This is a genomic window from Burkholderia sp. Ed8 (assembly GCF_040761425.1).
In the GTDB taxonomy this organism is placed as follows: Bacteria; Pseudomonadota; Gammaproteobacteria; order Burkholderiales; family Burkholderiaceae; genus Burkholderia; species Burkholderia seminalis.
The window spans coordinates 3528636-3541128 of sequence record NZ_CP142886.1 but is presented as its reverse complement, the minus strand read 5'-3'; the positions used below and the strand labels follow the sequence as shown (position 1 = coordinate 3541128).

General features: G+C 66.6%; 13 protein-coding genes. 8 read left to right on the top strand and 5 right to left on the bottom strand.

Translation table 11 applies throughout. The features are described from left to right. Positions 1-35 precede the first annotated feature (35 nt). Both VXM69_RS30280 and VXM69_RS30275 read right to left on the bottom strand, forming a co-directional pair. The gene (locus VXM69_RS30280; RefSeq protein ID WP_049030793.1) at positions 36-722 is read right to left on the bottom strand and encodes a glutaminyl-peptide cyclotransferase; all 687 of its coding nucleotides are present in this window, start codon (positions 720-722) and stop codon (positions 36-38) included. Between the two features lie 31 nt (positions 723-753). Further along, entirely contained in the window at positions 754-1974 is a 1221-nt protein-coding gene (locus VXM69_RS30275) for a DNA-binding protein (protein WP_069706321.1), read from the bottom strand. A gap of 112 nt (positions 1975-2086) precedes the next feature. Here VXM69_RS30275 and VXM69_RS30270 point away from each other — a divergent pair, with 112 nt between their 5' ends. Both VXM69_RS30270 and VXM69_RS30265 read left to right on the top strand, forming a co-directional pair. Then, positions 2087-2851 carry a DUF899 domain-containing protein gene (locus VXM69_RS30270; protein WP_367189706.1) on the top strand — a complete coding sequence of 255 codons (765 nt, stop codon included), beginning with the start codon at positions 2087-2089 and terminating at the stop codon, positions 2849-2851. Between the two features lie 160 nt (positions 2852-3011). Continuing rightward, positions 3012-3734, top strand: coding sequence for a DUF2182 domain-containing protein (locus tag VXM69_RS30265; protein WP_367189705.1), 723 nt, complete (start codon positions 3012-3014; stop codon positions 3732-3734). Positions 3735-3776: 42 nt separating this feature from the next. On the opposite strand, the gene VXM69_RS30260 is transcribed toward VXM69_RS30265, so the two are convergent. Further along, on the bottom strand, positions 3777-4001 hold the full coding sequence (locus tag VXM69_RS30260) for a hypothetical protein (protein ID WP_049029869.1): 225 nt from the start codon (positions 3999-4001) through the stop codon (positions 3777-3779). Between the two features lie 10 nt (positions 4002-4011). Here VXM69_RS30260 and guaB point away from each other — a divergent pair, with 10 nt between their 5' ends. The 3 genes from guaB to guaA all read left to right on the top strand — a co-directional run bounded on the left by guaB (position 4012) and on the right by guaA (position 7811). Then, positions 4012-5472, top strand: coding sequence for an IMP dehydrogenase (gene guaB, locus VXM69_RS30255; protein ID WP_034188825.1), 1461 nt, complete (start codon positions 4012-4014; stop codon positions 5470-5472). 6 nt (positions 5473-5478) lie between these two features. Then, a complete protein-coding gene (locus tag VXM69_RS30250) occupies positions 5479-6084 on the top strand; it encodes a hypothetical protein (RefSeq protein WP_034188824.1) in 606 nt (201 codons plus the stop codon). Positions 6085-6191: 107 nt separating this feature from the next. Further along, a complete protein-coding gene (gene guaA / locus VXM69_RS30245) occupies positions 6192-7811 on the top strand; it encodes a glutamine-hydrolyzing GMP synthase (RefSeq protein ID WP_367189704.1) in 1620 nt (539 codons plus the stop codon). Positions 7812-7961: 150 nt separating this feature from the next. On the opposite strand, the gene VXM69_RS30240 is transcribed toward guaA, so the two are convergent. Next, a complete protein-coding gene (locus tag VXM69_RS30240) occupies positions 7962-8858 on the bottom strand; it encodes a LysR family transcriptional regulator (protein ID WP_124669727.1) in 897 nt (298 codons plus the stop codon). Positions 8859-8975: 117 nt separating this feature from the next. Between VXM69_RS30240 and VXM69_RS30235 the strand changes: the two genes are divergently transcribed. Continuing rightward, entirely contained in the window at positions 8976-9905 is a 930-nt protein-coding gene (locus tag VXM69_RS30235; protein WP_124669726.1) for an NmrA family NAD(P)-binding protein, read from the top strand. Beyond that, a complete protein-coding gene (locus VXM69_RS30230) occupies positions 9902-11059 on the top strand; it encodes an epoxide hydrolase family protein (RefSeq protein WP_367189703.1) in 1158 nt (385 codons plus the stop codon). Before VXM69_RS30235 ends, VXM69_RS30230 begins: the two co-directional genes overlap by 4 nt. Before the next feature lie 264 nt (positions 11060-11323). Here the strand turns inward: VXM69_RS30230 and VXM69_RS30225 are convergent, their stop codons facing one another. Further along, complete coding sequence (locus VXM69_RS30225) at positions 11324-11887, bottom strand: TetR/AcrR family transcriptional regulator (RefSeq protein WP_124608938.1); 564 nt, start codon at positions 11885-11887, stop codon at positions 11324-11326. A gap of 158 nt (positions 11888-12045) precedes the next feature. On the opposite strand from VXM69_RS30225, the gene VXM69_RS30220 reads away from it, so the two are divergent. Next, positions 12046-12483: an ester cyclase gene (locus VXM69_RS30220; protein WP_367189702.1), complete on the top strand. Its 438-nt coding sequence runs from the start codon at positions 12046-12048 to the stop codon at positions 12481-12483. Positions 12484-12493 lie beyond the last annotated feature (10 nt).

Genomic DNA, 12493 nt, shown 5'->3' with positions numbered 1-12493 from the left:
GCATGGGGCGCGGCGCGTCGGCCGGCTGCGGCGAATCAGCCCTCGGCCGGATCGGGCGAGGCGGGCGCGCCGTCGCCCGCTGCACGCGCGCGTGCCGGGCGCCGCACGGCGCGCAGCGTGCCGCTGTTGCCGCCGCCGCAGTAGAAGCGGTCGCGGCCGTCGGATTCGAGCCCCGATACGCCGACGCCAGCCGGCATGTCGACCTGTTCGAGGACCTGGCCCGTGTGCGGGTCGACGTGCCGCAGGTCGCTCTGGTCGGCTTCCCACGTGCCGTGCCACAGCTCGCCGTCGACCCACGTCACGCCGGTGACGAAGCGGTTCGATTCGATCGTGCGCAGCACGGCGCCCGATTCCGGATCGATCTGATGAATCTTGCGTTCGCGGTACTGGCCGACCCACAGCGTGCCTTCGGCCCACGCGAGCCCCGAGTCGGCGCCGCCGCCGGGGGCCGGGATCGTCGCGAGCACGCGGCCCGATTCGGGATCGAGCTTCTCGATGCGGTCCTCGACGATCTGGAACAGGTGGCGGCCGTCGAACGCCGTGCCTGCATGCGCGGCAACGTCGAGCGAGCGCACGGTCGTGCCGCGCTCGGGATCGAGCGCATTCAGCTTGTCGCCGGACGCGTACCACACGTGCCGTCCGTCGAACGTGACGCCGTGCACGCCGTCGACGCCCGGAAACGGGCCGTATTCGCGAATGATCTCTGCCGTGGAGCGTTTCATGTTCGTCCCCTCGTCGTTCAATGCGGCCATCCTAATCGCCCGGCAGCGGCGCCGGGAGTAACAAGGTCGTCGCGAATCCGGGCAGCGGCGGCGTCATCCAGCGGCGCGCGCGGCCGCGGCCGAGCGCCTGCACCTTGCCGGCCTCCGCGAGCGTGTCGAGCGCGCGTTGCACGGTGCGCTGGCTCGCGCCGAGCGCGAGCGCCAGCGCGGAACTCGACCACGCTTCGCCGTCGGCGAGCAGCGCGAGGACGGCCGCGTGGCGATCGTCGACCGGGCGTGCGAGGACGACGGTCTCGCGTACGCCGAGCGGCTCGAGCGCAAAGCCGCGCGGTGTCGCGACGACGTTCGCGAGCGGGCGCAGCACCGCGCGCAGCCGGCCGATCTCGACGCGCAGCCGCGCGCGATGCGATTCGTCCGCCTGTTTGGCGCGGAACGCGGCGGCCACGAGCGCATTGCGCGACACGTCGGCCGGCCACGCTTCGCCGAGCGCGCGGGCGAGCACGAACAGCACGGGGCGGCGCGCGAGCGACACGGTCGTGCGCGCATCGCGCACGGTGTGGCGGCACGCGTCGACGACGAGCGTGTTCGATGCGAACAGCGTCTCGACTTCGTCGAGCGGCACGAGTCGCGACGTGCCGCGTGCGATGAGTCGCGCGGCCGGTGCGTCGAGCACGCGGGCGGCGGTGTCGACCTCGGCCGTCAGCGCGGCGATGCCGGCGTCGCGGGCGGCCGCGCGTGCCCGGGCGAGCGCCGCGCGGGCCGCGTGCGTGCGGAGGCGGCGCATCGCGATGCCGGCCGCGATCAGTTCATGGGCGGCGCGCGACGCGGACGGCAGCGGTGCGGGATCGAGATGCGCGAGCAGCCGCTCGGCGTCGTCGACATGGCCGATCAGCAGCAGTCGGCGTACGCCGAGATAGCGTGCATGCGCGGCATTCGCGCGGTCGCCGTGCGCGTCGAGCGTCGCGCAGGCCGCATCGAGTGCGCGCGTCGGCCAGCGCAAGTCGCGCGACGCGAGGGCGATCTCCGCTTCCGCGACGACGCAGCGCGCGCGTGCGACGGCTTCCTTCGTGCCGAATGCGCGGGCGGCGCTGCGCACGAGGGTGCGCGCGCGCTCGAAATCGCCGAGCTGCGCCATCGCGATGCCGCGCAGCGCGAGCGCCGGCGCATCGTCGCGCAGCGCGACGCGGTTCAGCGCGCCGAGCGCGTCACCGGCCGCGAGTGCGCGCGCGGCCGCGGTGATCAGCGAATCCATCCGAATCCCGACACACTTGTCACTCCCTCCGGTCCGATGCCCGCCACTAATCTAGCACCACGCACACGGCGCCGTCCGCCGTGCCGGATACCCACCGAAGGAGGACCCCGCAATGACGACCCATCTCACCGGAACACGCGACGAATGGCTGGCCGAGCGCCGCGCCTTGCTCGATGCCGAAAAGGCGCTGACGCGGCAAAGCGACGAACTCGCGCGGCGGCGCCAGGCGTTGCCGTGGGTGCGTGTCGACAAGACCTACCGGTTCGACACCGAAGACGGGCAGGCGACGCTCGACGACCTGTTTCGCGGCCGCTCGCAACTGCTCGTCTATCACTTCATGTTCGGCCCCGACTACAAGGCCGGCTGTCCGTCGTGCTCGGCGCTTGCCGACGGCTTCGACGGTTTTGCCGTGCATCTCGCGCACCACGACGTGACGCTTGCGGCCGTGTCGCGCGCCCCGCTCGCGAAGCTGCTCGCCTACCGCGAGCGGATGGGGTGGGCCTTCCCGTGGGCGTCGTCGGTCGGCAGCGATTTCAACTTCGATTTCAACGTGTCGTTCACCGAAACGCAGCAGCGCGCGGGCGACGTCGAATACAACTACGCGCGGGCCGGCCACGCGATGGACAGGGATCCGCCGCCGGCGCCCGTCGTGCAGTTCGCGGCGACGTGCGGCACCGACGCGCGCACCTATTCGCTCGACCGGCCGGGGATGAGCGCGTTCGTGCGCGAGGACGGCGCCGTCTATCACACGTATTCGACCTATGCGCGCGGGCTCGACGGGCTGTGGGGAATGTACCAGTGGCTCGATCGCGCGCCGCGCGGACGCAACGAGGCCGGCCCGTGGTGGCGCCGCCACGACGAGTACGCGCGCGGCTGAGCGGGCCGGCGACGGACGGGGCGTGCGACGATGCGACCGCCGACCGCCGACCGCCGACCGCCGACCGCCGACCGCCGACCGCCGACCGGCGACCGGCGACACCGGCCCCGATCCGCGGGCATTCGGTGGGGTGGTCGCCGTCGTGTTCGCCGTCGCGGTCATGGCGACCCTCGCGCAGCACGCGTCGATGGCCGCGATGGGCAGCGAACCGATGGCCGGCGGCTGGATGGCTTCGGCCGCATGGCTGCGGCCGTGCGGGCGGGGCGCCGGGCACGCGTTCGCGGCGTTCGCCGGAATGTGGGGAGCGATGACGGTGGCGATGATGCTGCCGGTGCTGGCGCCGACGCTCTGGCGATATGCACGGCGCGTCGGCCCGCTGGCCACGGCGCGTTCGGCCTGGCTCGTCGTCGTCGCGGGCGTCGGGTATTTCTCGGTGTGGATGGCGCTCGGGGCGCTCGTGTTTCCGGCTGGCGCGGCGTTGACGGCCGCCGCCGCGCGGCTGCCGGTGCTGGCGCGTGCGCTGCCGTTCGCGGCCGGTGCGGTCGTATTGGCCGCGGGCATGCTGCAATTCACCGCGTGGAAAGCGCGGCGGCTGGCGTGCTGCCGGCACGCGGCAGGCGACACGCACCGGTCGCCGGTTGTTGCCGGCGCAGCCTGGCGGTTTGGTGTGCGGGCCGCCAGGCACTGCAGCGCCTGTTGCGGGAACCTGATGGTGGTCGCGCTGGCGGCCGGCATGATGGACTTGCGCGTCATGGCCGCCGTGACGGTCGCCGTCGCCGCCGAGCGCCTTGCGCCGGCCAGTTGGCGCGTGGCGCGGATCGCCGGCTGCGCGGCGGTCGGCGGCGGCATCGCGATGATCGCGCGCGCGGCAGGGCTGCTGTAACACATGGCAGACAGGTCGCCTCGACACGTCGCCGGCCTCGCTTCAGCGCGGCGGCGACCGCCGCGTGGCCTGCTCACAACAGGCGGGACGGCCGTTTTGCCGGCTGTTGCGCGAATCGTTCGATGCGGCGGTGAAACGAAAGGCGATCGAAAACGAACCGAACGGCGATCCGAACGATTCGGCCCCCGAACGGCCGAAACCGGCTAAGCCGTTGTTCGTGTTGTGAAAATTCACGGCGCTTCGCGTATAATTCGCTTTTGCGCCCATAGGATTTGCCATGCGTCTGATCCAAAAAGCACTCACTTTCGATGACGTGCTCCTCGTTCCCGCCTTCTCCGACGTTCTCCCGCGCGACACCAGCCTCAAGACCAAGCTGACCCGCAACATCTCCCTGAACATGCCGCTCGTGTCCGCCGCGATGGACACGGTCACCGAAGGTCGCCTCGCGATCGCGATGGCACAGCAGGGTGGCGTCGGTATCGTCCACAAGAACCTCACGCCGGCCGAACAGGCCCGCGAAGTCGCGAAGGTCAAGCGTTTCGAGTCGGGCGTCGTCCGCGACCCGATCACCGTGCCGCCGCAAATGAAGGTGCGCGACGTGATCGCGCTGTCGCGCCAGCATGGCATCTCGGGTTTCCCGGTCGTCGAAGGCCCGCAGCTCGTCGGGATCGTCACGAACCGCGACCTGCGCTTCGAAACGCGCCTCGACGAACCGGTCAAGTCGATCATGACGCCGCGCGAGCGCCTCGTCACGGTCAAGGAAGGCACGCCGCTCGCCGAAGCGAAGGCGCTGATGCACAGCCACCGCCTCGAGCGCGTGCTGGTCGTCAACGACGCGTTCGAACTGCGCGGCCTGATGACCGTCAAGGACATCACGAAGCAGACCGAGCACCCGGACGCGTGCAAGGACGAACACGGCAAGCTGCGCGCTGGCGCGGCGGTCGGTGTCGGCCCGGACAACGAAGAGCGTGTCGAGCTGCTGGTGCAGGCCGGCGTCGACGTGATCGTCGTCGATACCGCGCACGGTCACAGCAAGGGCGTGCTCGAGCGCGTGCGCTGGGTCAAGCAGAACTTCCCGCACGTGGAGGTGATCGGCGGCAACATCGCGACGGCCGCCGCCGCGAAGGCGCTGGTCGAATACGGCGCGGACGCGGTCAAGGTCGGTATCGGCCCGGGCTCGATCTGCACGACGCGGATCGTCGCGGGGGTCGGCGTGCCGCAGATCAGCGCGATCGCGAACGTCGCGGATGCGCTGAAGGGTACCGGCGTGCCGTGCATCGCCGACGGCGGCGTGCGTTTCTCGGGCGACGTGTCGAAGGCTCTCGCGGCCGGCGCGAACGCGGTGATGATGGGCAGCATGTTCGCGGGCACCGAAGAGGCGCCGGGCGACGTGTTCCTGTACCAGGGCCGCCAGTACAAGTCGTACCGCGGCATGGGTTCGGTCGGCGCGATGAAGGACGGCGCGGCGGACCGCTACTTCCAGGACAACTCGGCGAACATCGACAAGCTCGTGCCGGAAGGCATCGAAGGCCGCGTCGCGTACAAGGGTTCGGTCAACGCGATCCTGTTCCAGCTGGTCGGCGGCGTGCGCGCCAGCATGGGCTACTGCGGCTGCCGCACGATCGACGAGCTGCACGACAAGGCCGAATTCGTCCAGATCACCGCGGCGGGCATGCGCGAGTCGCATGTGCACGACGTGCAGATCACGAAGGAAGCGCCGAACTACCACGTGGACTGATCGCCGATGAAACCGCTGCTGCGAGCCGTGCTGATCCTCGATGCCGTGCTGCTGCTGGCGTTCGGCGTGCTGTTCGTGCTGACGCCCTGGCAGTCGCTGTTCAACGCGCTGCAGTTGCAGAACATCCAGCCGGTCATGCTTGGCCAGGCGTTCGGCATCGCGTTGCTCGGGCTCGCGTGGCTCGCGTTTCATGCGGCGTTCAACGGTGACCTCACGGCGCCGGTGGCGCGGTCGGTCGGCCACGTGTACTGGCTGACCGGCGTGCTGACGATCGTCTGGTCGCTCGGCGCCGGCAGCGGTCCCGCGCTGGCGGCCGCCGGCAGGGTGCTGTCGGTCGTGGCCGGCGTCGCGCTGATCGTGCTCGGCCTCGGCGGCGTGAGGATCGCAGCGGCCGTGCGCCGACGGGAGAAGGCGCAGGCGCTCGAGGCACGCGCACCGGCCCAGCGTCCGGCCGAGCCGGCGATGGCGCCGGCGGCGTCGCCCGCACCGCAGCGCGTGGAGCCCGTCGTCGGCCGTCCCGCGGCACCCGAAGCATCGTCGCCGGCGTCATCCGGTTCCAGTCGATCGTCCGGCGGCGTCGCACTCGACGAACGCCCGCCGATGCAGGATTGACCGGCGATGCGTCGCGCGAGCCGCCTGCCGCCCGACGCCGCTGTCCATGCTTTTGACGCAGCGCTCGATGCGCTGCTTTTCTTATTCTCTTCATCCCGTCCGCAGCCATGCACGACAAAATCCTGATTCTCGACTTCGGTTCGCAAGTCACCCAACTGATTGCGCGGCGCGTGCGTGAAGCGCACGTCTACTGCGAAATCCACCCGAACGATGTGTCCGACGACTTCGTCCGCGAGTTCGCGCCGAAGGCGGTGATCCTGTCGGGCAGCCACGCGAGCACGTACGAAGACCATCAGCTGCGCGCGCCGCAGGCCGTGTGGGATATCGGCGTGCCGGTGCTGGGCATCTGCTACGGCATGCAGACGATGGCCGTGCAGCTCGGCGGCAAGGTCGAGTGGAGCGACCATCGCGAATTCGGCTACGCGGAAATGCGTGCGCACGGCCATACGCGCCTGCTCGACGGCATCGAGGATTTCACGACGGCCGAAGGCCACGGGATGCTGAAGGTCTGGATGAGCCACGGCGACAAGGTTGCCGAGCTGCCGCCGGGCTTCGCGCTGATGGCGTCGACGCCGAGCTGCCCGATCGCCGGCATGGCCGACGAGGCGCGCGGCTACTATGCGGTGCAGTTCCACCCGGAAGTCACGCACACGGTGAAGGGCCGCCAGATCATCGAACGCTTCGTGCTGCAGATCGCCGGCGCGAAGCCCGACTGGATCATGAAGAACCACATCGAGGAAGCCGTCGCGAAGATCCGCGAGCAGGTCGGTGACGAGGAAGTGATTCTCGGCCTGTCGGGCGGCGTCGATTCGAGCGTCGCGGCCGCGCTGATTCACCGCGCGATCGGCGACCAGCTCACCTGCGTGTTCGTCGACCACGGCCTGCTGCGCCTGAACGAAGGCAAGATGGTGCTCGACATGTTCGAGGGCCGCCTGCATGCGAAGGTCGTGCACGTCGATGCGTCCGACCAGTTCCTCGGCCACCTGGCCGGCGTGACCGATCCGGAAGCGAAGCGCAAGATCATCGGCCGCGAGTTCGTCGAGGTGTTCCAGGCCGAGGCGAAGAAGCTGTCGAAGGCGAAGTGGCTCGCGCAGGGCACGATCTACCCGGACGTGGTCGAATCGGGCGGCACGAAGACGAAGAAGGCAACGACGATCAAGAGCCACCACAACGTCGGCGGCCTGCCGGAAACGCTCGGCCTGAAGCTGCTCGAACCGCTGCGCGACCTGTTCAAGGACGAAGTGCGCGAGCTGGGCGTCGCGCTCGGCCTGCCGCCGGAGATGGTGTACCGCCATCCGTTCCCGGGCCCGGGCCTCGGCGTGCGGATTCTCGGCGAAGTGAAGCGCGAGTATGCGGACCTGCTGCGCCGCGCGGATGCGATCTTCATCGAGGAACTGCGCAACACGACCGCGACCGCGCAGGACGCGGCGGCCGGCCTGTGCGGCGAAGCCGATGTCGGCAAGAGCTGGTACGACCTGACGAGCCAGGCATTCGCGGTGTTCCTGCCGGTCAAGTCGGTCGGCGTGATGGGCGATGGCCGCACGTACGACTACGTGACGTCGCTGCGCGCGGTGCAGACGACCGACTTCATGACCGCGCACTGGGCGCACCTGCCGTACGCGCTGCTCGGCCGTGCGTCGAACCGGATCATCAACGAGGTGCGCGGGATCAACCGGGTCGTGTACGACATTTCGGGCAAGCCGCCGGCGACGATCGAGTGGGAGTGATTCACAATCGGCTCACGTCGTCTCGAGCAGTATCAAAAATCGACCGTGAGCCTTTTGTGTGAAGGGGTTGAGTGATTCAGCGCGCATCCTGTTTCACTCAATCCCGGTCATTCGGGCGGTACGAATGACGGTACCGCATGAGACGGCTGGCTAGTCGCGCGAGGACGTTAGCCTGACCGTATCAAGGTGACCAATAAGGGCATCGATGAAAGCCCGGACCTTTGCCGACATGCTGCGGTGCGTCGGATACAACGCGTGAAGCTCGATGGGTTCCCGTCGCAATGACGGAAGGACCCGCACCAGGGTGCCCGCCGTCAAGGCGGGAGCCGCGAGGTAGCTTGGAAGAAAACCAATCCCGCCGCCGCCTTCAAGAACGATCTTCTGCGCAGCCGCGTCCGGGATGATTGCCCTGCCACGCGGCTGTATGGTCAATTCCGCTTTGCCATCCTGAAAAATCCAGTTCGTGGGCGCCTCCCGAACGATGAGCGCATGTCCGTGAAGTTCAGCTGCCTCCATCGGAACGCCCGCTCGCGCCAGGTAGGACGGACTTGCGCATAACCACAATTCAACGGGTGGCAGCCTGCGAGCGATGAGCGACGAGTCAGGCAGTGTGCCGACGCGCACCGCTACGTCGATACCGTCGCGCGCAATGTCGACGTAGTTCGAGTCCGTGGTCAGCTCCACGGCGAGTTCCGGATAGCGGTCGAGAAATTCAGGCAGCATGGGCGCCACGAGTCCCTGCGCGAACGATTGCGTCGTGTTGATCCGTAGAAGCCCGCGCGGTTTCCCCGCGTAGCCATCGATGATCGCCTGCGCTTCCTGTAGGTCCTGAACTGCCCGCGACGCGTAGGGCAGCAGCAGTTTTCCCGCGTCAGTCAGCCGGAAATGTCGTGTGGACCGGTCGAAGAGCGCTGATCCAATCTCCGTCTCCAATCGGACGAGCGCCCGGCTGACGGACGATTTGGGCGTCTTCAGCGCCCGTGCGGTGCCGGAAAGGCTGCCGCTATCGGCTAACCGAAGAAAGATGATGAGGTCGGCCTGATCCATTTCGTATCGTTTTCCGGAACAGCGAGTCGCGATTCAGCCATCTTATATTCAAACCCGGAACAACCTAGACTTCTTCTCAACGACGTACACCGCGCGTCATGACGAACCGAGGAAGTCATGGAGAACACGCAAACGAGCTATCTGGTCGCCGGCGCCGCCGGCAATCTTGGGCGCAGGGTCATTGATGCGTTGCTTCGCACGCGGCCCGCCAGTGAGATCCGTGCGGGTGTTCGCGGCGGTTCAGCAGGCAAACATGCCCATCGTGCAAAGGGGTGGGCAGCGAACGGCGTAACCGTCGTCAATATGGATCTGGACGACCCGCTCAGCCTCAGGCACGCCTGTGCCGGCGTCGGTACCGTCATTTCGGCAGTTCAGGGCGGACCTGACACCATCATTGACGGCCAGTCCCGTTTGCTCGATGCAGCGCTCGCGGCGAACGTCGGGCGATTCGTCCCGTCGGACTTCTCGGAGAACCTGTTCTCGATTCCTGAAGGCATTAACCCTTACCTCGACATGCGGCGGACCTTCGATCGCAAGGTCGCCCCGAGTGGCATCGGCTATACCCACATCCTGAACGGTGGATTCATGGAGGCCGTGTTCTCCCATCCCGGCCTGATCGATGCCAACGCGGGCACGATCACTTATTGGGGTGACGACGAGGTGCCGCTCGATTTCACTTCCATGAGCGACGTCGCGGCCTGGACGGTGGCGGTCGTCGAGGATCCGGCATCGGCCAACCGGGTGGTGTCCGTGGCAGGTGACTGCCGCACCATTGCCCAGATCGCAGGTGACTATGCAGCAGCGACGGGCAGGGCGCTTCATCGGATTCGTCGAGGCTCGATCGCGGACGGATACGCCGAACTACGGCGAATGGCGAAGGCCGGTGCTCATCCGACGGCGATGCTGTCGCTCCAGTATCTGCTACCGATGATGTCGGGCGAAGGGACTTTGCGCGACATCGCGAATGACCGATATCCGGCGGTGCGGCCGACATCGCTCGTCGACTTCATGAAACGTCGCTACGCAACTAAAGGCAGCAAGTCATGAGTGATCTGATCAAGCCGTTTCATCTCGATGTGCCCGAGCACGAATTGTCCGATTTGCGCGAGCGACTGCGGCGGGTGCGCTGGCCCGACCCTGAGACCGTCAATGACACGAGTCAGGGTCCGCGGCTTTCAAAGCTGCAGGCATTGGTCGCGCATTGGATAGAGGGTTACGACTGGCGTCGCTGCGAGTCGATGTTGAATGACTTCGGGCAGTTCAAGACGACCATTGACGGCCTTGACATCCACTTCCTCCACATTCGGTCACCTGAACCCGATGCCGTTCCATTGCTGATGGCGCATGGTTGGCCCGGTTCAGTGCTTGAGTTCCGCAAGGTGATAGGGCCGCTCGGCAATCCCGCCGCACATGGCGGCGATCCGAGGCAGGCGTTTCACCTCGTCATTCCGTCGATGCCGGGATTTGGTTTTTCCGACAAACCTGATGAACCCGGATGGGACATGTCGCGCATTGGGCGCGCTTACGTTCAGCTGATGCACCGACTGGGCTATGACCGTTGGGCCATGCAAGGTGGTGATCTTGGCGCAGGCGTGACGGACGAAGTCGCGTCACTGGCGCTCGCCGAGCTTATGGGTATCCATCTGAACTTCGCGATGTTCATGCCCACGCCGGACGAAATGCGCGACGCGACGCCGGATGAGCAGGGCATGCTCGACAGTGCCCGGTATTTCTGGAGCACGCTATCCGGATACGCTCAACAGCAGCAGACGCGACCGCAGACGATAGGCTACGCGCTCGCGGATTCTCCGGTTGCGCAGGCAGCGTGGATTTACGCGATGTTCCAGGACACGTGCGGCACCGCGGGCAACGCGGAAGCTTCCTTCACGCTCGACGACATGCTCGACGACATCATGTTGTACTGGATACCCAATACGTCGGCTTCGTCAGCACGACTGTATTGGGAACTGAAGCGATCCAGCTGGTCCTCCGCGGCTCGTATCGATCGTCCCATTGCCGTGCCGTCTGGATTCACCATGCTTGCTGGCGAACACGTACGAAAATCGCGGCGGTGGATCGAACGACGCTACCGCGATGTGCGGCACTTCGGCGAGCACGAGCAGGGTGGCCATTTCGCCGCGTTGGAAAATCCGAATGCGCTGGTAAGCGATATTCGCGCGACATTTGCGAGCATCCGTTAAAGAAGAGCCAATGGCACATCTGCTTCCGAACGTTGTTCGGAAGGGATTTAGCTCGGCCGCAAAAGCCTGGACGGCGAACACGATTGCGGCGGACGCAGACGAAGCAGTGGGTTCCTGGCCGGCCGATGCCGCAATCGTGCGTCAATCAACGTAGGGGGTGCGCCGCACGAATTTCATCCGCCACCTTTGGCGGACTGTCACGCCGTCCAAACCGAGCGGCGTGAACGGCTTGATCGGACCGGCCTGAAATAGCAGGAGGATCGCTCATCCGAACAGGCCGCGAATAACCAATGCTACCCGCGCCAGCCGCGTGCTGTGCTTGATCCGGCCTGAGCTTTCGAGCTGAGCCAGCCCATGAAGGGTTGCCCAAAACGTCTCCGTCGCCACGTCGACATTCAGACTCGACGGCACGACAGCGGCAAGCACCTCGAAGGCTTCTCTCAGTTCGGGCCTGGTGTCGGCTTCTGCGAAAAGCAAGTCGGTCGGCATCGTGAACATCGCCTCGTAGAGCGCGGGATTGTCGCGAGCGAAGTCGAGATAGGCGATCGCAACGCTTTCGCACGCCTGGCGGGGATCGTTTGATCGCTGCGCCGCTTGATGAAGCGCCGCCTTGATTTCCCGAAAGCCTTCGAGCGCAACGGCGCCGACGATCGCGTCCCGGTTCCTGAAGTGCGAATAGAGTACGGGCTGGCTGTACTCGATCTCGTCAGCCAGGCGGCGAACGGTAACGGCGCTCCAGCCCTCTGCCTCCGCAATTTGTCGGGCCGCTGCGGTGATGCGCTGCTCGCGTGCGTCCCGGTCCCTGTTCTTGCGCTCGGCGACCCCCATCACTGATTCCCCAAAAGCCTCTTTGATCCGTAATTATACCGACGCTTGAAGAAATAGCGTTGCTAGACTATGATCCTAGCGTTGCTAGATATTTTTGCTCGGATAGAGCTCCGAAGCAGGCAGTGATGCGACCCCCTAACCGCAAAAGGACTTCATCCATGAACAGCGCTCCTTCCCCTGATCTGGCCAGGCTCGGCTACCTCTTTGCCGAGATCATGTCCAGCCACGATGTGTCGCGCCTCGACGAGATCAAGGCGCCGAACTACGTGAATCACAACGCATTCGCTGAGCCCGGACGGGAAGGTTCCAAGAAGGTGCTTGGGGCCATCATCGCGGGCGTTCCCGACCTGAAGGTCACCGCGGAGGACGTTTTCGTGTCGGCCGACGGCTCCCGCGTGGCCGGTCGCTATCGCTACGAGGGCACCCACACCGGCAACCTTCTCGGCTACCCCGCGACCGGCAGGCCCTTCGTCATGCGCTCGATCGACATCTGGCGGGTGGAACACGGCCGCTTCGTCGAACACTGGGACGAACTCAACACCCTCGAGGTCTTCATCCAGATCGGCGCCGTCCAGCCGCCCAAGCAGCCTGCGTAAGCTTCCGGGT

What these genes read in the sequence shown, in the direction of transcription:
- VXM69_RS30280 (WP_049030793.1), bottom strand. Translation starts at nt 722, where the DNA reads ATGAAACGCTCCACGGCAGAGATCATTCGCGAATACGGCCCGTTTCCG.
- VXM69_RS30275 (WP_069706321.1), bottom strand. Translation starts at nt 1,974, where the DNA reads ATGGATTCGCTGATCACCGCGGCCGCGCGCGCACTCGCGGCCGGTGAC.
- VXM69_RS30270 (WP_367189706.1), top strand. Translation starts at nt 2,087, where the DNA reads ATGACGACCCATCTCACCGGAACACGCGACGAATGGCTGGCCGAGCGC.
- VXM69_RS30265 (WP_367189705.1), top strand. Translation starts at nt 3,012, where the DNA reads ATGGCGACCCTCGCGCAGCACGCGTCGATGGCCGCGATGGGCAGCGAA.
- VXM69_RS30260 (WP_049029869.1), bottom strand. Translation starts at nt 4,001, where the DNA reads ATGGGCGCAAAAGCGAATTATACGCGAAGCGCCGTGAATTTTCACAAC.
- guaB (WP_034188825.1), top strand. Translation starts at nt 4,012, where the DNA reads ATGCGTCTGATCCAAAAAGCACTCACTTTCGATGACGTGCTCCTCGTT.
- VXM69_RS30250 (WP_034188824.1), top strand. Translation starts at nt 5,479, where the DNA reads ATGAAACCGCTGCTGCGAGCCGTGCTGATCCTCGATGCCGTGCTGCTG.
- guaA (WP_367189704.1), top strand. Translation starts at nt 6,192, where the DNA reads ATGCACGACAAAATCCTGATTCTCGACTTCGGTTCGCAAGTCACCCAA.
- VXM69_RS30240 (WP_124669727.1), bottom strand. Translation starts at nt 8,858, where the DNA reads ATGGATCAGGCCGACCTCATCATCTTTCTTCGGTTAGCCGATAGCGGC.
- VXM69_RS30235 (WP_124669726.1), top strand. Translation starts at nt 8,976, where the DNA reads ATGGAGAACACGCAAACGAGCTATCTGGTCGCCGGCGCCGCCGGCAAT.
- VXM69_RS30230 (WP_367189703.1), top strand. Translation starts at nt 9,902, where the DNA reads ATGAGTGATCTGATCAAGCCGTTTCATCTCGATGTGCCCGAGCACGAA.
- VXM69_RS30225 (WP_124608938.1), bottom strand. Translation starts at nt 11,887, where the DNA reads ATGGGGGTCGCCGAGCGCAAGAACAGGGACCGGGACGCACGCGAGCAG.
- VXM69_RS30220 (WP_367189702.1), top strand. Translation starts at nt 12,046, where the DNA reads ATGAACAGCGCTCCTTCCCCTGATCTGGCCAGGCTCGGCTACCTCTTT.